This window comes from Nakamurella lactea DSM 19367, from assembly GCF_000426645.1.
GTDB lineage: Bacteria > Actinomycetota > Actinomycetes > Mycobacteriales > Nakamurellaceae > Nakamurella > Nakamurella lactea.
This window is the reverse complement of record NZ_AUFT01000005.1, coordinates 119981-137291: the sequence shown is the minus strand read 5'-3', so window position 1 is coordinate 137291 and position 17311 is coordinate 119981. Positions and strand designations below refer to the sequence as shown.

At 69.5% G+C, this 17311-nt stretch carries 19 protein-coding genes; 3 read left to right on the top strand and 16 right to left on the bottom strand.

The window, feature by feature from the left end:
- Window positions 1–33: 33 nt before the first annotated feature.
- The 7 genes from K340_RS0103940 to K340_RS35675 all read right to left on the bottom strand — a co-directional run bounded on the left by K340_RS0103940 (window position 34) and on the right by K340_RS35675 (window position 6535).
- Window positions 34–633, bottom strand: a complete 600-nt coding sequence (locus K340_RS0103940; protein WP_154674063.1) for a hypothetical protein — start codon at window positions 631–633, stop codon at window positions 34–36.
- Window positions 630–1358 (bottom strand): phage tail protein, encoded by a 729-nt coding sequence (locus K340_RS27320; RefSeq protein ID WP_051265016.1) that lies wholly within the window; start codon window positions 1356–1358, stop codon window positions 630–632. The genes K340_RS0103940 and K340_RS27320 overlap by 4 nt, the downstream gene beginning before the upstream one ends.
- Window positions 1359–1467: 109 nt before the next feature.
- Entirely contained in the window at window positions 1468–3426 is a 1959-nt protein-coding gene (locus K340_RS0103930; RefSeq protein ID WP_029135752.1) for a putative baseplate assembly protein, read from the bottom strand.
- Entirely contained in the window at window positions 3426–3875 is a 450-nt protein-coding gene (locus tag K340_RS0103925) for a GPW/gp25 family protein (RefSeq protein WP_029135751.1), read from the bottom strand. The genes K340_RS0103930 and K340_RS0103925 overlap by 1 nt, the downstream gene beginning before the upstream one ends.
- Window positions 3875–5629, bottom strand: coding sequence for a phage baseplate assembly protein V (locus tag K340_RS0103920; protein ID WP_029135750.1), 1755 nt, complete (start codon window positions 5627–5629; stop codon window positions 3875–3877). The genes K340_RS0103925 and K340_RS0103920 overlap by 1 nt, the downstream gene beginning before the upstream one ends.
- Complete coding sequence (locus K340_RS0103915; protein WP_029135749.1) at window positions 5626–6285, bottom strand: CIS tube protein; 660 nt, start codon at window positions 6283–6285, stop codon at window positions 5626–5628. Before K340_RS0103915 ends, K340_RS0103920 begins: the two co-directional genes overlap by 4 nt.
- Before the next feature lie 43 nt (window positions 6286–6328).
- Window positions 6329–6535, bottom strand: a complete 207-nt coding sequence (locus K340_RS35675) for a hypothetical protein (protein WP_211229256.1) — start codon at window positions 6533–6535, stop codon at window positions 6329–6331.
- Window positions 6536–7106: 571 nt separating this feature from the next.
- Here K340_RS35675 and K340_RS35670 point away from each other — a divergent pair.
- From K340_RS35670 to K340_RS35660, 3 genes are all read left to right on the top strand, one after another.
- Window positions 7107–7565, top strand: a complete 459-nt coding sequence (locus K340_RS35670) for a hypothetical protein (protein WP_154674061.1) — start codon at window positions 7107–7109, stop codon at window positions 7563–7565.
- A 753-nt stretch (window positions 7566–8318) separates the two neighbouring features.
- Window positions 8319–8627 (top strand): hypothetical protein, encoded by a 309-nt coding sequence (locus K340_RS35665; RefSeq protein WP_154674060.1) that lies wholly within the window; start codon window positions 8319–8321, stop codon window positions 8625–8627.
- A gap of 813 nt (window positions 8628–9440) precedes the next feature.
- Window positions 9441–9671, top strand: a complete 231-nt coding sequence (locus K340_RS35660; protein ID WP_154674059.1) for a hypothetical protein — start codon at window positions 9441–9443, stop codon at window positions 9669–9671.
- A gap of 937 nt (window positions 9672–10608) precedes the next feature.
- Here K340_RS35660 and K340_RS0103895 read toward each other — a convergent pair.
- The 9 genes from K340_RS0103895 to K340_RS0103855 all read right to left on the bottom strand — a co-directional run bounded on the left by K340_RS0103895 (window position 10609) and on the right by K340_RS0103855 (window position 17294).
- Window positions 10609–11085 (bottom strand): phage tail protein, encoded by a 477-nt coding sequence (locus tag K340_RS0103895; protein WP_037362636.1) that lies wholly within the window; start codon window positions 11083–11085, stop codon window positions 10609–10611.
- Entirely contained in the window at window positions 11078–11251 is a 174-nt protein-coding gene (locus tag K340_RS36385) for a DUF6760 family protein (RefSeq protein ID WP_169726901.1), read from the bottom strand. Before K340_RS36385 ends, K340_RS0103895 begins: the two co-directional genes overlap by 8 nt.
- A gap of 6 nt (window positions 11252–11257) precedes the next feature.
- Window positions 11258–11770, bottom strand: coding sequence for a hypothetical protein (locus K340_RS0103885; RefSeq protein WP_029135744.1), 513 nt, complete (start codon window positions 11768–11770; stop codon window positions 11258–11260).
- Window positions 11767–12246, bottom strand: a complete 480-nt coding sequence (locus tag K340_RS0103880; protein ID WP_029135743.1) for a phage tail protein — start codon at window positions 12244–12246, stop codon at window positions 11767–11769. Before K340_RS0103880 ends, K340_RS0103885 begins: the two co-directional genes overlap by 4 nt.
- 46 nt (window positions 12247–12292) lie before the next feature.
- On the bottom strand, window positions 12293–13864 hold the full coding sequence (locus K340_RS0103875) for a phage tail sheath family protein (RefSeq protein ID WP_029135742.1): 1572 nt from the start codon (window positions 13862–13864) through the stop codon (window positions 12293–12295).
- Between the two features lie 271 nt (window positions 13865–14135).
- Window positions 14136–14525, bottom strand: coding sequence for a DUF4280 domain-containing protein (locus K340_RS0103870; protein ID WP_029135741.1), 390 nt, complete (start codon window positions 14523–14525; stop codon window positions 14136–14138).
- A gap of 16 nt (window positions 14526–14541) precedes the next feature.
- The gene (locus tag K340_RS27310) at window positions 14542–15114 is read right to left on the bottom strand and encodes a septum formation family protein (RefSeq protein ID WP_051265014.1); all 573 of its coding nucleotides are present in this window, start codon (window positions 15112–15114) and stop codon (window positions 14542–14544) included.
- A gap of 173 nt (window positions 15115–15287) precedes the next feature.
- Window positions 15288–16112, bottom strand: a complete 825-nt coding sequence (locus tag K340_RS0103860; RefSeq protein WP_029135740.1) for a DUF998 domain-containing protein — start codon at window positions 16110–16112, stop codon at window positions 15288–15290.
- A gap of 267 nt (window positions 16113–16379) precedes the next feature.
- Window positions 16380–17294 (bottom strand): acyl-CoA thioesterase, encoded by a 915-nt coding sequence (locus K340_RS0103855; protein ID WP_029135739.1) that lies wholly within the window; start codon window positions 17292–17294, stop codon window positions 16380–16382.
- Between the last annotated feature and the right edge of the window lie 17 nt (window positions 17295–17311).

The window sequence follows — 17311 nt, the reverse complement described above, 5'->3', positions numbered from 1 at the left end:
AGGGTTGTCCCGGCCGCGGAATCGACCGGCCGATCAGGCCTGCAGGATCCAGACGATGGCGGCGATCACCAGCAACAGCGCCAGGGCGGACGCCAGGATCCACCAGAACCGGTCCTGGACGACCTCCGGCTCGGGCAGCGGCGCCGGAACGAATACCGGCTCCGGTACCGGTTCGGGCTCCGGTGGCGCCACCGGGTGCATGTCGCCGCCGCAGCGGATGCAGACCAGGGCGATCGGCGAGTTGGGTTCGTTGCAGTGCGGGCAGTTGAGGGCGGCCGTCGCGGCCCGCCCGACGGTGCCCGGCAACCGGCGCAGCGAGGCTCCCGTCTCCTGGCCGCTGGGCAGGATCACCGCGCTGCGCGCCCAGAACAGCGGGTAGTCACAGTTCCGGCAGAAGTCGTCGGCACGACGGCGCGCCGTGTCGACCGTGGCCATCTCGCCGCACTCCGGACAGGTGATCAGTTCCTCGTTGCCGAGTTCGGCATCGTCGGTCGCGGTGGCGACCGCAGCTGTCAGCAGGGTGGCCGCAGACCCCGATCCGAGCGGCGGCAACGGATGCAGCGGGGGCAGCGGATGCAGCGGTGGCAGCTCCACCGGTAGATCCTCCGGCACCACAGGTCTCGGGTTCGTCATCGGTCCTCCTCGGCGGTATTCAGCACCCTGCGGTCGCCGATCCACAGCTCGGCACGAACGTGCGCGGGAATCTCGTCGCGGATCATCGCGACGAATTCGTCCTCGGAAAGGTGCCCGGTGCCCTGGATATTCATCCGCAGCCAGCCGACATCGGCGGGGGCCTCGCCCTCGGCCCAGATGCCACCGCCGTCCGTCACCTCGGCGGGGGCACCGGACAGCATGGCCAGATACTCGCGCAGGCCCCTAGCGGTGCCGCGGCGCGCCAGGGCGCGCGCGGAGCTGGCCAGGATCAGTCGCTGCAGATGGTCGGGCAGCGACTGATCGACCGCATCGACGCCGATCCAGCCGGCCAACGCCGACAGCATCGGTGTCGGCGATACGGTGAGATCAGGGACGTGCTCGAGCAGATCCGCGTCCTGCATGAGAGTTTCGCCGAGTTCTTGGAAGATCGAGACGAAGCGGACGAAGAAGTCGGTCTGCAGCATGCCCACCGGCAGCTGGTTGACGAGCCATTGCTGATGACGCGGTGGCGCCCCGACCCGGGCGTCGCGGCGCGGTGCCGTCACCGCCGGCCAGCCGGCCGCGTCGGTGGGCAGGGTCGCACCCGGTGCGGGCCTGGTCAGAATCTCTGCCCCGGCAACGGGTTCGACCAGATCATGGCCGGGACCGGCCTCCGCCGCCGGCGGTTCTGCAGGCGGCGGCTCGGCCCACTGGTCGTCGCTCATCGTGGCCCCTGCCGCTCGTCCCTCGCGCAGGCACCCCGACCGGCAACATTATTCGTTCGTCCCAACGACGTTCGGCTTCGTCCCACGTCGTGTGGGCCTACGCGCCCACTCATCGCACCACGACCCGATGCGGCCCCGACAGGAACAGCGAGTGCCGGTCCAGCCGGATCATGTCCCGGCCGGCACCGATCCGCCGCCCGGTGCGCAGGTCGTACTCGAACAGTTGCACCTCGTCGACCCGGTCGATGCCTTCCACGCTCTCCAGCAGCTGGGCCAGTGCCGCCGCGTTCAGGTCCGCGTCGAACAGCCAGCCGGCAGCGTCGGCGCCGCCGGTGAGCGGATGGATGTAGCGGGTCAATGCCGCCATCGCCCGCTGCCGGACCAGCGCCATCGGCCGCCCGGCCGGGGCGTGGACCAACGCGGCGATCGAGACACCTTGGTAGAACGGCGTTCCCACCTCGACCGCAGTCCCGACGATCCGATGGGCGTCGAGGTGTTCGGTGATCCGGCGTAACAGCGGCGCGCTGAGCGCGAAATCGTCGAGCTGATGGGTCGCCGGATCCGTGCGGACCGCGGGAACCACCAGCAGCCGGACCGGACCGCCCGGTGTCGCCGACGGCAGACACCTGGCCCTTGCCACCTCGATCGACGACTCGAGGGTCAGCCGTTCGAAGTCCCCAGCCGTCACGGCCCGCTGACCGGTCCGCAGCGTCAGCGGTCCCCTGATCTTCGCCTCGGCAACGGATTCGCCGTCCACCCCACCGACCGCGCCGCGCAGGTTCACCACCCCGGAGACGTACGGCACCGCCGACCGCATCACCGTCAACGTTCGCGACCCGACGTTGCCGGCCGAACCGCCACCGTGCCGGTAACCCGACACCGCGATCTCGGTGCCGTCGCGCGGGATCCGGCCGTGCTGGCGGACCGAGCCGTCGGGATAGCGCAGCCGGGGGCCGAACCGGACCACCCCGCTGGTTGACTCCCAGACGAAGTGCGGGTCGGTTGCCGTCGACCGGGAGAAGTCCTCCACTTCGGTCCATTCCACCGGATTCCCGGCGTCGGTCACCACCACGGTCTCGCCGGCCCGCCGCGGCAGCACCGGCGGGAAGCCGACGACGAACTCCTGGCCAGGGCTGCCGTCGGAGCGACCGAGCACCTCGCGGACCGCCGTCGACGAATGTTCCGCCGCCACCGTCGCCCCGAGCGCGGCCACCGCGAGATCCTCGATCCGGGGCGACTCCTGGTAGGTCGGCTGGCCGGGCGCGGGCTGCAGCAAGCGCACCCGCAACCAATACGCCGCGGTCCGGCCCAGGGTCAGCAGTTCGTGCTCGGGGCCGACCATCAGCACCACCTCGCCCGCCCGGTTGAGCCCACCCGTGCTGTCGGAGAACACATCGGTGGCGATCCAAGCCTCGCCGTTCCATACCTCCCAGGCCAGCGGCGGCCGGGCCGGATCAACGCCGATACCGCGGGCGGTGGCCGCGAAGGACAACCGAAGGGCCATCCCGGCAAGACTTTCGGCGAACCCGAGGATCAGGCAATCGCCCGGGATCAGGTGCCCGCGTTCGCCCACCGAGGTGAAGCACACCACGGAAGCGCCGGGGAATCGGAGATCGTCGTACACATCGACCAGCTGATCGGCCTCGGCGTCCGTGGTGAGGGCGGCCCGCAGCGTCGGCTGGGTGATCAGCAGTTCCGAGTTGGTGGTGAAGACCACCGGGTCACCGCTGGCATCGGCCACGGTGGTGACCTGCAGACCCGCCGGGACACTCACCGGGCTGTCCTGCACCGCGGACAACCAGAAGGTCAGGTCGGCCCTGGCCACCGATGGCGGGAAGGGCGTGATCCCGACCAGGTTCAGGAAGTGGACGAACAACCGGTCGGGTACCTGGTTGACCCGGAACAGCACCATTTCGCTCATCCAGGCGAACAGCTCGATCAGTGCGACGCCGGGGTCGGAGAGATTGTGGTTCGTCCACTCCGGGGTGTACCGGGGGATCAACCGCTTCGCCTCGTCGACGATGTCCTGGAAGGTCCGGTCGTCGAGATCGGGTGCCGGGATCGTCATCATCCCTCCTCGTGGGGAATCACATAGAACGGGAACACCAGATTGCGCCGGTCGTTCGTGGACTTGACCCGGTAGGTCACCGAGATGTTGATCAGCGCCGGGTCGTTCGGATCTGCTATCGGGTCCACGTCGTCGATCTCCACCCGCGGCTCCCATTGCGCGAGGGCATCGCGAACGGCCTGGGCCATCAAGCCGATGAGGTTGGCGGTGACCGGCTCGAACAGCAGCTCCCAGATCCGGCAGCCGAACTCCGGCCGCATCACCCGCTCGCCGGGCGCGGTCGCCAGCACCATCGCCATCGACCGGTCCAGATCGGCAGCACCGTCTGTCATCCGCATCGACCCGGTGTGGTCGATCTGCAGTGGCCAGTAGAAGCCGCGCCCGACGAAGCTCGCGTCGTAGTGCGGCGCCTCGGTGGCGCCGGTGGCCGGTACCCGGATCTCGTCCATCAGTTGATCTTCACCATTGCGCCCTTGACCATCACCACACCGCCCGAGGAGATCTCGGCCTGTGCCTTCGCTTTCAACGTGGTGGATGTCCCCTCTACCTCGAACCCGACGTCCGCCTTCGTCTTGACATTGAGCCCGTGAGTCTGCACGTCGGTCTGTGCATCTATTTTTACGCTCTTACCCTTGATCACGATGTCACCGGCGTCCGAGATGGAGATCTCGGCCGACCCGGCCTTGAGACTGATCGGCACCCCCGCCGGTGCTGTTACGTTGATGGCGTCCTTTCCCAGATGCAGCAGGTGCTTCTCACCGGCAAGGATGATGTTCACCGCCTGGTCGGCCGGTGCGGAGCCGTCGGCCAGTTCGATGAAATGGCCGAGCCGCGAAGTGATCCGGCGCTTGTCGACCTGTCGGTTCGCCACCCCGTATTCGGTAGCCAGATCCTTACCGTTGTACAGGCCGCCGAGAACCACCGGCCGTCGGATGTCGCCGTTCTCGAACCCGATCAGCACCTCGTCGTTGATCTCGGGCAGGAACGTCATGCCGCGCCGACTACCGGCGCCGAGCGCCACCACCCGGGCGAAGTGGCTCTCGATGCCGTCACCGAGGGTCGGGAACTTGACCTTGACCACCAGGTTCGCATCGCTCTTGCTGCCGACGTCGGTGACGACGCCGACCACCATGCCGGAATGTCGGAAGTTGGAGGAACCGTTGCGGCCCAGCGAGTCGGCCAGCGACGTCGGACTGCGATCGCCTGCGGTGAAGCGGGTTTCGAATCCGCGGACGGAGTAGCTGTGTTCGACCTCGGTCACCGGGTAGCTGCCGCTGGCCGGGCCGGCGTCCTGCACCGTCACCGAGACACCGGGCCGCAGCGTCGGTTCGACGTAGCAGACGCCGGTCGCGGTCACCGCGCCGGCAGCCCAGGCCTGCAGCAGTCGTTCCGCGAGTTGCTGGCCTTCATCAACGGTGGCCGGACTCTCGGCGGCGCCGACCATCTTCTGGTTCGCCGCAGACCCGACCCTCAGGTACGGCGCGAGCATCGCCGGGGTCGGCAGGCCGGAGGCCGTGGTGGCCGTTCCCTGCACCGACTGCTTCTGCACCTGCGACCACCCGTTCACCGTGACAGCGCCCGGATGCAGACCGCTTGCCCGCAACGAGAATTCGCTCAGTTCCTTCCCGAAGGTCAGCGTCGGACCGGTCGCCGCCGTCGGCGGCGGTTTGAAGACCAGTGTCCGGTCATTCACATACCAGTCATATCCCACCCGGTCGGCCAGCTCGGTGACGAAGGCCAGATCCGACCCGGTCTGCAACAGGTAGTCGTGGCGGGTGCTGGTCGAGGCGATGTCGGCTGACAGGCCGGCCTCCTGGGCGATCGTCGTCACCACCTCGGAGAAGGTCTGCTGGGTGAACGTCCGTACCCGACTGCCCAGTGCCAGCTTGTACGCCAGGTCGTCGGCCGTCACGATCAGCTCAGGTCCCCCGCGCTCCAGACGCAGGTCGACCCCGGTGATCTCGCCGCCGAACAGCAGCGTGCCGTCGGCCATGGTGATGCGCACCGCGTTCGCCAGTTTGTAGGTCTCGCCGGCACTGAGCAGGTAACCCTCGTCGGCGAACCGCAACACGGCCCTGGCCGGCAGTCGCAGTCCGCTGCTGATCTTCATCCCCGACAACCGACCCAGGTCCAGCTGGGACAGCTGGAGGCCGTTCACCGTGACCTGCGGTGCGATCAGCGCGGTGGTCGGCAGCGGACTCATGAGCCCAACCTCGGGACCGACAGCAGAGAACCGTTGCGCAGCGCGAGCGGATCGACGATGCCGTTCGCCGCGGCGATCTGCCGCCAGCGGGTGGGATCGCCGTAATACTTGGCGGCGATCCGGTCCAGGGTCTCCCCCGGCTGCACCCGGTGCACCCGGTGCGGCTGTGGCGTCCCGGACGTCGGGTTCTGTGGGCCGAACGCGTTGGATTCCTCGAACTGGGTAAGGCTGAGGTCAACCCTGGCGCGCAACGGGACGCCCGTCGAGGAGAAGTAGACGAACTGCAGGTTGAGGGCGGACACCACGGCCTTGAACGAATGCATGTTCCCCCAGTGGAAGATCACGTAGGGCGGCCGGGCGTTGTTGCTCTGCGCATCTGTGCCCGGCAGCGACGGATCGATGTCCATCAAGGTGAGGATCCGACCGGTGTGCTTGGTGACCGGGTCGCCGGTGTCGGTGGTGTCGAAGGTCAGGCTCACGTTCATCGAACCGGACTGCGCGCCGCGGTACTGCAGGCTCGGAACGCCTTGTCCGGCCAACGATTCGCCGTACCAGGAATTCGACCGGCTCACCGAGAACTCCGCCGGGTTGAACATGCACGGCACGGTCGCGCTGTTGCCCTCGATCTCCAGGAAGGCCTTCTCCGTCAATGGCATTCGACACCCCTGTCCGTGGCCGGCACGGCGACCGATGCGTCCATCAGAACACCTCCGGGAGAAAACGCCGGCCACGCCGGTCCAGTTCGTCCAGCACCCGGCGCTCGATCCGGTCCACAACGACATCCACCAGCTCGTCCCACTCCCGGTGGGTCAGCGACTCGGCGACCGACATCGTGCCGGAAGTCGGAGCATCCACCGCCCCGCTGCGTACCGGTTCCACGTCCATCACTGGTCTGATGCCTCCCATGTCGACGGTGGCCGAGGGCCGGCGGCCGGTGATTCGCTGTGGCAAGAGGCCGCCTAACGGCGGCGCCGGAAGCCGTGAGCGTCCGTGCCCGGAACGGCCCGGAACCTCACCACCCAGACGGTCGTCGAGGGCGGTCGCGGCGGGGCCGGCGAGCACCGCCGCGACAGCGGACGGCGCTGGGCGGCGGGCGGCGCCGATGGTGGGTCCGGATCGGTTCGGACGGTGCGGCGGCTGACTGCTGCCCGGAGCCGGCCCCGCCCCGGCCGTCGCCGGGACATCCACGGAGCCTCCGGGAACACCGCGCGGCGGCGCGACCGTCGGAAGCGACATCAGCCCGGTCGTGACCGGCAGAATGTCTGTGGTGTAGCCATTTCGGCGGTGGGTTCCGATCAACGCGCGACGCACGATGCCCTGCTCGGCCGGAGATCGTCGGCCGACGCCGGGCCGGCCGCCGGATTCGGCCCCCGGTCCCTGCGTCCCGGACAGCGCCGGTCCGATCGGTCCGGGGGATGCTGCCGCCCCCGGCCGGTTCGCGCTTCGTTGTCCAGAGCTGACCAACGACGTTGCGAGGGTGGAGAAACCCGGCGAGAACGAAGCAGTCCTCAACAGGACGGACGGCGATCCTGCCGATCGGGACATCACCGTGCCGGACACCGCCGTTCCGGCCAACGCAGCACCTGACAACACCGAGCCGGACAATCGCGAGCCGGTCAGCATCGACCCGGACAACACCGACCCGGGCAGCACCGACCCGGTCGATTGCAAGCCGGTCGGTTGCGAGCCGGTGGGCACCGACCCGGACCACACCGACCCGGTCGACCGCGAGCCGGTCGGCATCGACGCGCCCACCGACGATCCGACGACCGCCGGTCCGGGCGCGCCCGGCCCGACCGCCATCGGCTGCGCAGGCTCGGTTGGATGCCAGCGCCGACGCAGTGGCACGGCCACCGACTCGGGACTGCGGCGTACAGGGGCGGTGCCGAGCGAGCGGACGATCCGGGACCCGATCGCCGGGGCGGCCGGCTGCTGACCGGATCGGGCCAGCGACACGACCGCGCGGACCATGGCGCCCGGACGCAACGGGTCGGCGCTCAACGAGTCGGCACCGGTCGTCCGCTGCCGGGTCCCGACCATCGCCGATCGACGGATCACCGGCGGGTGCACCGGAAACGCGCCGGTCGGCGGGCTGTGCCCGGACGGGACCGACGGTGACGCCGCGAGTCCCCCGCGCTCACTACGCCGGACCGGTCTGCCGGGACGAAGGGCCAGGTGACCGGACGTCGGGTGCCCTGCTGCCGCAGGTCGGGCCGACAAGGCCGGGGCCGCCTCGCTCAGATGCGTCGCCGGGACGCGCCGGATCACCGGCAGCGGACCGGCTTTCGCCCCACCTGTCGACGGCGCCGGCTGTTCCGGAACCCGCCGCACCGAGGCGTCGATGCCGGGCGCGACGGCTCCGAACAGGCCGGCCGGGTCCGCGCTCAACGACCGGCCCAGACCGCGCAGCACCACCGGTCCGGTGGACCGACGGACCAAGCTCCGGCTCGCCATCGACCCGGCTTGGGGCCACTGGTGCCAGGGGACGGCCGAACCCGGACGACGTCCGAGCGTCCGGCGGAGTGCATCGACCGAACCGGGCACTGCGGTATCGACGGCGGCCGTCCCGGACGATGGCGCCGGACCGACCGGTGCCGCCGGACCGACCGACGCCGCCGGAACAAGGTGGGACGCAAGGCCGAGGTGGGACCCCGGGTCGGCGGTAGACATCGCACCTACCGGCGCTGCCGTGCCGACCGATGCTGCCCTGCCGGCCGATACTGCCGTGCCGGCCGATGCTGCCGTGCCGGCCGATGACGTCAGCCCGGCTGATCGCGCTGGACCGACCGATGCCGCCGCTGTTGTACCCGAGGGGCCGACACTGCCGGCTCGAGCCGAGTCCTTGGACGACGCCCGCAAGGCGCCGGCGAACAACGCCGTGGCCACGGCTGCCGCCGAGCGCCTGGGAGCCGGGGTCGCCGGCCTGGCCTGTTTGCTCGGATCGGCAACACTGCGCCGCAGTGTCGCGGACCCGAGCATCGGGTCGCCGGAGGCGTGACCGGCGGCTGCCGCGGCCGCCGCGGCGCTGGAAACTGTTCCGCCCGTGGCCGTTTCACCGGTCGCCGCTCCACGGGTCGCGGTTCCACCAGCGGCCGCTCCGCCGGCGGCTCTCGGCACAGCGGGTGTATCCCCGCGTTCCGCTCCGGTCGGACGCAAGGGTGCCGACGAATCGGGTCGGGCACTGTGCCGGCCGCCGGGTGACGGGGCCGTCGCGCCGGTGCGAACGGCCGGGCCGCGGACACCTCGGGTTTCACGAGCAGTTGGAGCCTGGGCCGCGCCGGCCCCCAGCAACCGTCGCAGCCCGGCGGACGCCGGTGACGTTGCACCGACCGGAGCCGCAGCACCCGGCGTTCCGGCCGGCCGGATCGGTGCCGGGGCGCTCACCACCGGTGGCAGGCCCGACCAAGCATCGGGACCGGGCAGCGGACCGAGCGCCCGCCCCAGGCGGACACCGGTCGATCGCCGCAGCACGGCGGAGAGATGACCCGGTGGGCGAGCAGTGCCCACGCCCTCAATGGCCGGCGTCAGTCCCGCCGCTCGCTCCGTCAGCCCTGCGCCGCCCGGCCCGGCCGGGGAAACCTGTTGGAACGCTGCCGGAATCGAGCTCGCGACCGGTGCGTCCGGTGGGGCAACCGGCGACCCAACGTCGGACGAGCCCGGCGGCTGCGGCGTCGCGGGCGTGGACAGCGCCGGCGTGGATGCCCCCGGCGTGGACACCCCAGGCAGCTCCGGCCCGGTTTCGGAGGATGACCGTCGCAACTCGGCGGCGGGCGCGCCCGGCCGCACCGCCGGCGACGGAGCCCGAACAGCGGTGACCGCCGACGGGACGTTCGGTTCAACCGTCGCCGTCGCCGCAGGGGCGCCGGGCGCACCCGTGTCTGTCGCCGGCACCGGGCGGCTCGCCGGCACCGTCCCGGTCGACGACACCATGCCGGTCGGCGGCACCGTCCCGGTCGACGACACCATGCCGGTCGGCGGCACCGTCCCGGTCGACGACACCATGCCAGTCGGCGGCACCGTGCCGGTCGGCGGCGTCTGGTGACTCGACAGCACCGAGCCACTCGACAGGCGGGCGGCCGATGGGACGACTCCGCGTGGACGGTCGCCGAAGGACGCACCTGGGCCGGCCCAGGCACGACGCAGCGCAACAGCGGCCATCGCTGGAACGCTCGACAGCAGCCTGGCACCACTGCCAGCGGACGCCGGCGAGCCCACCCGCCCCAGGGGTGACGCCCGCACCCGTGCCGACATCGAGATCGGTTGCTGCACAGGCTGTCGCGCCACGTTCGCCGGCCCGAGCGGGGCGGGCTGTGCCGACCGCGATGCCGAGGGTGACGCCGGAGTTCGGTGCCGGCTGCTGCGCGCTGCAGGGGGAACGGCGCCGGCCACCGGCCGGTGCGCGGTACCGTCCCCCGCGGCCCGCCCCGGCGGAGCAGCGCCGCCGGGGTCCTGGCGGCCGGGTGTCTGCGGACGGTGCAACCGGGTCGGGCCGGTGGTCATCACGCCGGCCGCCCGCACCTCGGGATGCCGCTGGACCTTCACCACCTGGCCGGCCATCGAAGAGCTCATCGCCCCCGGGCCGTGGGTCTGCTCGGTCGGGATCGTTCCGATCGAGCGTCGCAAGCCACGGGCCGGCAACATCGGCAACGATCGCGGGCTACTGAGCGGATCGCCGGTGACATCTATGGTCTCGGCCGGATGCCACCAGCGCGGCGGCCGCACCAGTTCGACCACCGCGGCCGGTCGCAACTCGCCGGGTCCGGCCAACTGCCGTCGGAGTTCCGGTGGCCGCGCCACCGCGGCCGCGAACCGCAGCGAGGAAGCGGCAAGACTGCCCAGCGGCGCGGGTCGCCGGCGTCCCGGCGGACCCGGCCGGCCCCAGCGCCGGACAGCGGCGCGACCCAGTCGGGATGCCGCGGCTGCGTCCGACACTCCGGCTACCGGCACCTGCCCGCCCCCCTCGCCCGGCCCGCTCACGGTCATCCCCCGACGTTCGAGGCGCGGAACCCGTGATGGGTCACTTCGAGTTCTTCGGTGAGGAAGGACTCCTCGGTGCCGTCGAAGTCCGGCCCCTTCCAGCGGACCGGGAAGACGCCGTCCAACGACCACGACCGTGACCGGACCCCGTCATTGCTGATCGCGGTGATCGCCCCGGTCGATCGGGTCAGCTTGTTGCCGGCCGCCGCGAATCCCTCGCCGGCGGTGCGATTCATCCAGTCGAACAAGGCATCCGACTGGGTCAGCCCGTGGGTGAAGACGATGTTCGGCCACTCGAGCGGACCCGGCAGCTTATGGGTGTACCCGTTCTGCCCGCCCTCATGCAGATCCTCGGTGCGGGAGTGCACCGACAGCCCCTGCACGGCGGTGAACACACCGATCTCGACGCCGTCGACCTCGAAGACGAACCTCGACGACAGCGGCGCCTCGCCACCGAGTGGCTCCTGGGAATCAGGCATACTCACGGGCCACCTCCCAGGCGCGTTCGTTCAGTTTCGCGACGGCCCGGACCATCCGAACCCGGTCCATGTGTTCCAGATCCAGCAGATCGTCCAGTGGCCAGTGCAGGTGATAGGCAAGGTAGGTGATCTCCTGCCACAGCGCATCGGACGGGTATCGGAGCACGGAACGTCACCCCTGCTGCCGCGGGATCTCCTCGACCCGCGGCCTCGGCCGCCCCACTTCGGGAGCGACCGCAGCGTCGGCGTCGGCAGTACCGGTGGCGCTGCCGTTGACCGGGTCGGTGCCGGCCGGCACGTCCGTCGGGCCGCTCGGTGCCGGCGTCGGCCCCGCTCCGGTCAACGGCGGCGACTGGGCCTGCGCGGCCAACAACGCCTCGTACTCCTGCTGATTGCCGAAGTTGATGACGCCGTAGAAGTCCTGCAGGAAGGCCAGATCCGCGGCGAACAGCCCCTCGATCTCGTGCGGCGTCACCTGGTCGAGGGTGCCGAGCTTCTGCACCACTCTGGCCAGGATGAGCACCGTCAGCCGTGGGTCGTCGGCACCGGAGACGGTCGGGTCGCGCAGCGGCTCGAGCTCGTCGCGGGCCGTCGCCAGCCGCATGGTGCCGACGCGGTGCACCCCGCCCTGGGGATCAACGTATCCCCGGGGCAGGGTGAACTCGTACGAGGTGACCAGGCTCATTTGACTCGCGCGAGCGACTCGATCGTGAGGGTGATCGTTTCCTTCACCGGGTCGTTGGAATCGACCGAGAGCTGGTCGGTCGAGATCTTGCTCGGCCAGCCGTTGGTGAAGTTGAACCGGGCGACCTCCGCATGAGTGGAGTCGTACAACACGATCGAACCGTTCTTACGGTTGTTCGTCCGGTCGGACAGCAGGATGCCCTTGGACTCGATGTCGTTGAACCATCCCCACATCTTGTCCTGGGTCGAGTCCGGCGGCGCCATCCGGACCAGGCTGAGATCCGGCGCCTTGTTGCGGCCGGCAAGAGTCTTGACGACCTGGCTCTTTCCGTCCTTCCCGACCTGCTGCATGGTCGCGACCTCCATCTCGACGTCGAGGCCGGACACCGACGCGAGAATGGTGACAACCTCCCCGTCGATCTCGAGGAAGAAGTTCTGGGCGATGATCGGGTCGTTGTCGATCAGCTCGTTGGGCATTGCTGACGCTCCTTAGGAATAGACGTCGATGGGGGCAACGGACACATCAGTTCGCCACCTGCTTGTGCTGGGCGATCCGGAAGACGACGAACTCGGCCGGTTTGACCGGGGCGATGCCGACCTCGACGATCAGCAGACCCTGATCGATCGACTCGGGTGGATTGGTCTCGGCGTCGCACTTGACGTAGAACGCCTGGTCCACCGACTGCCCGAACAGAGCGCCCGCGCTCCACAAGCCCTTGAGGAAGGCGTTGAGGGTGCGCTTGATGCCTTCCCAGAGCGCGACGTCGTTCGGCTCGAAGACGGCCCACTGGGTGCCTTCGGCGATGGTGCTCTCGACCATGTTGAACAGCCTGCGCACGTTGATGTATCGCCAGTCGGAATCGCTGGACAGGGTGCGCGCGCCCCAGATCCGGATTCCTCTGGTGCCGAACGGCCGAATGCAGTTGATGCCGATCGGGTTGAGGATGGCCTGTTCGTTCTGGGTGATCGCGTACTCGACGTCGAGGCACCCGCGCAGCGTGTCGTTCGCCGGTGCCTTCCACACCCCACGGGACTCGTCGGTGCGGGCCCAGACTCCGGCGATGTGGCCGCTCGGCGGAATGAACACCTCGGCATCGCCGTTGGTGCCGATCGGGTTCTCCACCTTGATCCACGGGTAGTACAGGGTTGCGTAGCCGGAGTCGTACATCGCGACATCCGATCGCCACTCCTTGATCTGCTGCGGCGACATCCCGGGAGGAGCGTCCAACAACGCCATCCGATTCCCGTGCTGTTCGCAGTGACTGATCAACGACGTCTGAACTGCCTTCCACAGGCCCAGATCGACGCTGCCGTCCTCCTTGGTGGCCGCGGTGATCAGATCAGGCACCATCACGATGGTGACGTCCTCGGCGACGGCCAGGCCGTTGATGCCGGCCCGCGCGGTCTCCGAACCGGCGAACTTCCGCCCGTTGACCGCGACCGGAGTCGGCGCCGCCTTCTCCAGCGGGTAGCTGCCGGGCTTGAGCACCTCGATCTGGCTGGACAGGTCGGTCTTGGCGTCCAGCAGCACGTCGACCTTCACCTTGGTGGAGGTGCCGTTCACCACGGTCGCCACATTCCGATCGCCCTTGTCCAGCGTCAGGTTCTCGAACCGTTCGACCACCACGTCGTTCTGCAGCACCGAGAGATCGAAGGCCGACGGGCCTTCCACATCACCGGGCGTGTCGGCAGTGCTGATCTGCAAGGTCAGGTCGGCGTCCGGTTCCAGGCTCTCGACGGCCAGCGGCAGCCCGAGACTGCGGTCCGCAGCCGGGAGTTCGCGGCGGGACGGTTGGCCGGACGGTGCGGTGTGCGGCACCCGGACGATGTACGCGAGAGCTCCACCGTTGGCGAAGTACCCGTACACCGACAGCGGCAGCACCGCGCCGGGAGTGAAGCTCCCGTAAAGCTTTTCGAACTGCGGCCAGCTGGTCACCAGCCGCGGGGCGAGTCCGTCCGGGTCGTTCGGATCATCGCTCGGCGCCCGCTCGGTGAAGCCGACGAAGGCCGCGATCGCGGTCGGCGCCGAGCTCAGGACTTTCTGGGTCGAGACGACTTCTTCGACATAAACGCCTGGGGCGGCATAGGTAGGCATACCGACTCCTGTCAGGGGATCACGTGCAGTGAGGTCGCCGTCGATTGGCGGAGACCGGAGGAAACACGTCGCGATCGCATTCCGTACAAACTATTGCATTCCGAACGCGTGGTGAGAATAGCTTTCATCCAAATGCCAAATCCGGAGCTGTTCGATGGTGAACACCACCCGTTCGGCCGATACCCTCCGCTGCTCCACGGCCCGGGCGGCCCTTCGCTGTAACCCGAAAGCGCGAAACGGCCGCAATCGGCCGGCGTTGGCCCGGCCGGACTCAGGGTGTGGTGACGGTCGCTGCCCCGGGCAAGGTCACCGAAATGACGCCCCCGTAGGCGCACATGCACTTGGAAGTCTGCGTGACGACAGGCAATCCGCCGACCAGCACGGTGGGTCCACCCGGCGCCCAGGGCGCCGCCGGCACCGGCACGCAGGGCATCGGGGTCAGCACCCCGAGTGCCGCCGCGGTTGCCGCGGCAACGGTGGGGTTGGCCAGCGACTGGCACATTCCGAAGGGCGGGATATTGGCCATCGGCGCGATGTCGGTGATCGCCGCCGCTGGCCGTCCCTCGACTATCGGGCGGGTCGGGTTGACCACCACCAGACTCGACGGCGCCATCCCCATCGTGCACATCAGCGCGGCGCCGGACACCACACATTGGCCCATCACATTTCCTTTCGCCTCAGAGCTTCGCGCCCTTCACCGAGCTGGTGAGTTCCGGACCGGTCGTTGTCACGAAACAGATCACCGAGCGGTCGTCGCCCTGCTCCCACCCGCGCGCCGACGGCAACAGGTAGGTGAAGTACAGCGAGGAGTCGAGGTAACTGACCCCGACGTAGGGACCGAAGGCCTCAGCACACTTGCCCTCGGCGAACGAGGTGAGCGCGGTGTCCCCCGGGTACAGCGACGGGTCGGCGCCCTTCGGCGCCTGGTACGGCAGCAGCGCGAACGACTCCTGGCGATGCGGGGTCTGGCACGGCACCGTGATCAGGTCGGAGAGCTCGGCGTGCACGGCGGTCGGCGCCTGAAAACACTGGCCCACCTTGACATCGAAAACCGAGATCGAGGTTCCTGCCGACGGGTCCGACCCACCGAAGATGCCGGACACCCAACTACACCCGGCTACCAGCAGCAGCACGCCGGCGAGCAGCCCCGTCAGGACGGCGGTCCTCCCCGACGTGGCTCGTCCGGACGGGGCCGGGTCTGACGGGGCCGGGTCCGACGGGGGTCGGTCGGTCGGACGCGCTTGCGGCACCTGACGCCTCCCCTCGGCTGACGATGCGACGACCCGACGACCAACCGCGGTGCGATGGCACGATTCGGCCGGTTGAGGTCAACCGTACGATTCCGGATTTGTCCGGCATAGCCGCCATTAGTGTCATACATCATCGTTCGGGCGTAGCCCGTTCGGGGACGACCGGACCTGCTTCACCGGTGCTGACCGGCAAGTACCGGCTCGCGATCGTCCGTCCGGGTCTGCTGCGGTCGGCCGATCCCGGCGCGTCGGGTCGGGTCGGAACCGCGATCACGCTGTGCCGCTTGCCGTTCCACACCGAGCCGCTGCACCGACCGGTTCCTGGCCAACCGGCCGAGCTGCCAGACACAGACCACCATCAGGATCGCCAGCAGTCGTTGCGACAAGCCGTTCACCGCGGTCAGGCCCGCGAGCACGGCCGGATCGGAGTGCAGGATCGCCGGGAGGAATCCGCCGAGGAAGATCAACCCGGCGGCCGCGGTCAGCGTCAGCAACCGCACCAAACGGCGCCGGATGATCGCGACCGTCGGATCCAGACTGGCCTGCGCCCGCAGTGACGCGACCACCCGGAGCGTGGCGACCAGCGGCAGCACGAGCACCGCGGTCGACGCCCATCGATGCACCTCGCCCACGCCCGTCATCACCAGCGCGTCCGGCGGATCCGACGGGTACAGCGCCGCCGCCGCCCCGCCGACGCCGGCCAGGCCGAGCAGCACGGCCGGCAGCGATCCCCACCGTCGTACCGCGCCGACCACCCCCGCCGCACAGCACAGGCCGACGGCCAACGCCATCAGGGCCACCGGGAACAGCCACCCCTGGGACGTCCACTCCAGCCCGGACAGCGGATCCTTGGTCGAGTCGTAGCTGGGTCCCGACAGCAACTGCGCCGCGAGCAGGGCCAGCACGGCGACCGACAGCGCCACCGGCAACACCCCCGAGCCCCAGGTCGCACTGCCGCCACTGGTTGGCCCCGAACGCCGCACCACCAAGATCGTCATAGGTTCAGCCTGGTCCGGTCCGGACACATGCTGAATCCCCGTGACCCCCCAATCAACCCTGATCCTCACCCCCCGTCCGACCCTGGTGCTAACTGGACATTGGCCGCGCGACCGGCCGGCCGAACCGGCGGCCGGTCACCGACTCGGCATCCGGGCGCAGTGGCAGACCAGTTGCGCGGCACCGCTTCTGCTACTGCTGCCCGTCGCCTCGACGTCACCCCGACGCCCATCGTTCGATCCCCGACACCGATCGTTCGGTCCCCGGCGTCATCGCAGCCGGACCAGACCCTCCTGGACCACCGTCGCGACCATCTGGCCGTCAGCCCCGAAGAAGTGACCGAACCCTAGGCCGCGGCCACCCGACGCGCTCGGCGAGCTGACGTCGTAGAGCACCCAATCGTCCATCCGGATCGGGCGGTGGAACCAGACGGCATGATCCAGCGAGGCCATCTGCAGGTTCCGCTGCTGCGGGTCAAGGCCGTGGATGGCCAGCACCGAGTCGAGCAGGAAAAGGTCGGAGACATAGGTCAGCAGGCAGATGTGCAGCAACGGATCCTCCGGCATCCGTCCGTCGGCCCGGAACCACACCTGGGTGTGCGCCCCCGGCAGCGGCAACCCGAGCGCCCGCGCCCACGGCGGATCGGTGACGTACCTGATGTCCACCGGGCGTGGGATCTTCGCCCACGGGCCCGGATGACGGCTGCCGGCAAGCCTTTCCGGATAGCTCGGCAGCAGGTCCGGGCCGGCCACCTCCGGCATCTCCAGCTGGTGATCGACACCGGGCTCGTCAATCTGGAACGAGGCCGAAAGGGTGAAGATCGGCGTGCCCTGTTGCTGGGCTACCACCCGGCGGGTGGTGAACGACCGGCCGTCCCTGGTGCGGTCGACGTAGTAGTCGATCGGCTCGCGCGGGTCGCCGGGCCGGACGAAGTAGGAGTGCAGCGAATGCACGGTACGGTCGGCGCCCACCGTCCGGCCGGCGGCGACCAGCGCCTGGGCGGCGACCTGCCCGCCGAACACCCGCTGCAGCCGGCTCTTCGGCGACAGACCGCGATAGACGTCAGGGGTCAGCTCCGCAACGTCGAGCATCTGCAGTAACGCATCGAGCACGGACTGCCCGCGCGGAACCCCATCGGTGTCCAGTTCGACCTCGGTCGGTTCGCCGCCGCCTGGTGTGGTCACGCCCGTCACCGTATCGC

Bases quoted from the DNA above. Each gene is read 5' to 3' on its own strand.
- K340_RS0103940 (WP_154674063.1), bottom strand. From the start codon at position 633: ATGACGAACCCGAGACCTGTGGTGCCGGAGGATCTACCGGTGGAGCTG.
- K340_RS27320 (WP_051265016.1), bottom strand. From the start codon at position 1,358: ATGAGCGACGACCAGTGGGCCGAGCCGCCGCCTGCAGAACCGCCGGCG.
- K340_RS0103930 (WP_029135752.1), bottom strand. From the start codon at position 3,426: ATGACGATCCCGGCACCCGATCTCGACGACCGGACCTTCCAGGACATC.
- K340_RS0103925 (WP_029135751.1), bottom strand. From the start codon at position 3,875: ATGGACGAGATCCGGGTACCGGCCACCGGCGCCACCGAGGCGCCGCAC.
- K340_RS0103920 (WP_029135750.1), bottom strand. From the start codon at position 5,629: ATGAGTCCGCTGCCGACCACCGCGCTGATCGCACCGCAGGTCACGGTG.
- K340_RS0103915 (WP_029135749.1), bottom strand. From the start codon at position 6,285: ATGCCATTGACGGAGAAGGCCTTCCTGGAGATCGAGGGCAACAGCGCG.
- K340_RS35675 (WP_211229256.1), bottom strand. From the start codon at position 6,535: ATGGGAGGCATCAGACCAGTGATGGACGTGGAACCGGTACGCAGCGGG.
- K340_RS0103895 (WP_037362636.1), bottom strand. From the start codon at position 11,085: ATGCCTGATTCCCAGGAGCCACTCGGTGGCGAGGCGCCGCTGTCGTCG.
- K340_RS0103885 (WP_029135744.1), bottom strand. From the start codon at position 11,770: ATGAGCCTGGTCACCTCGTACGAGTTCACCCTGCCCCGGGGATACGTT.
- K340_RS0103880 (WP_029135743.1), bottom strand. From the start codon at position 12,246: ATGCCCAACGAGCTGATCGACAACGACCCGATCATCGCCCAGAACTTC.
- K340_RS0103875 (WP_029135742.1), bottom strand. From the start codon at position 13,864: ATGCCTACCTATGCCGCCCCAGGCGTTTATGTCGAAGAAGTCGTCTCG.
- K340_RS0103870 (WP_029135741.1), bottom strand. From the start codon at position 14,525: ATGGGCCAATGTGTGGTGTCCGGCGCCGCGCTGATGTGCACGATGGGG.
- K340_RS0103860 (WP_029135740.1), bottom strand. From the start codon at position 16,112: ATGACGATCTTGGTGGTGCGGCGTTCGGGGCCAACCAGTGGCGGCAGT.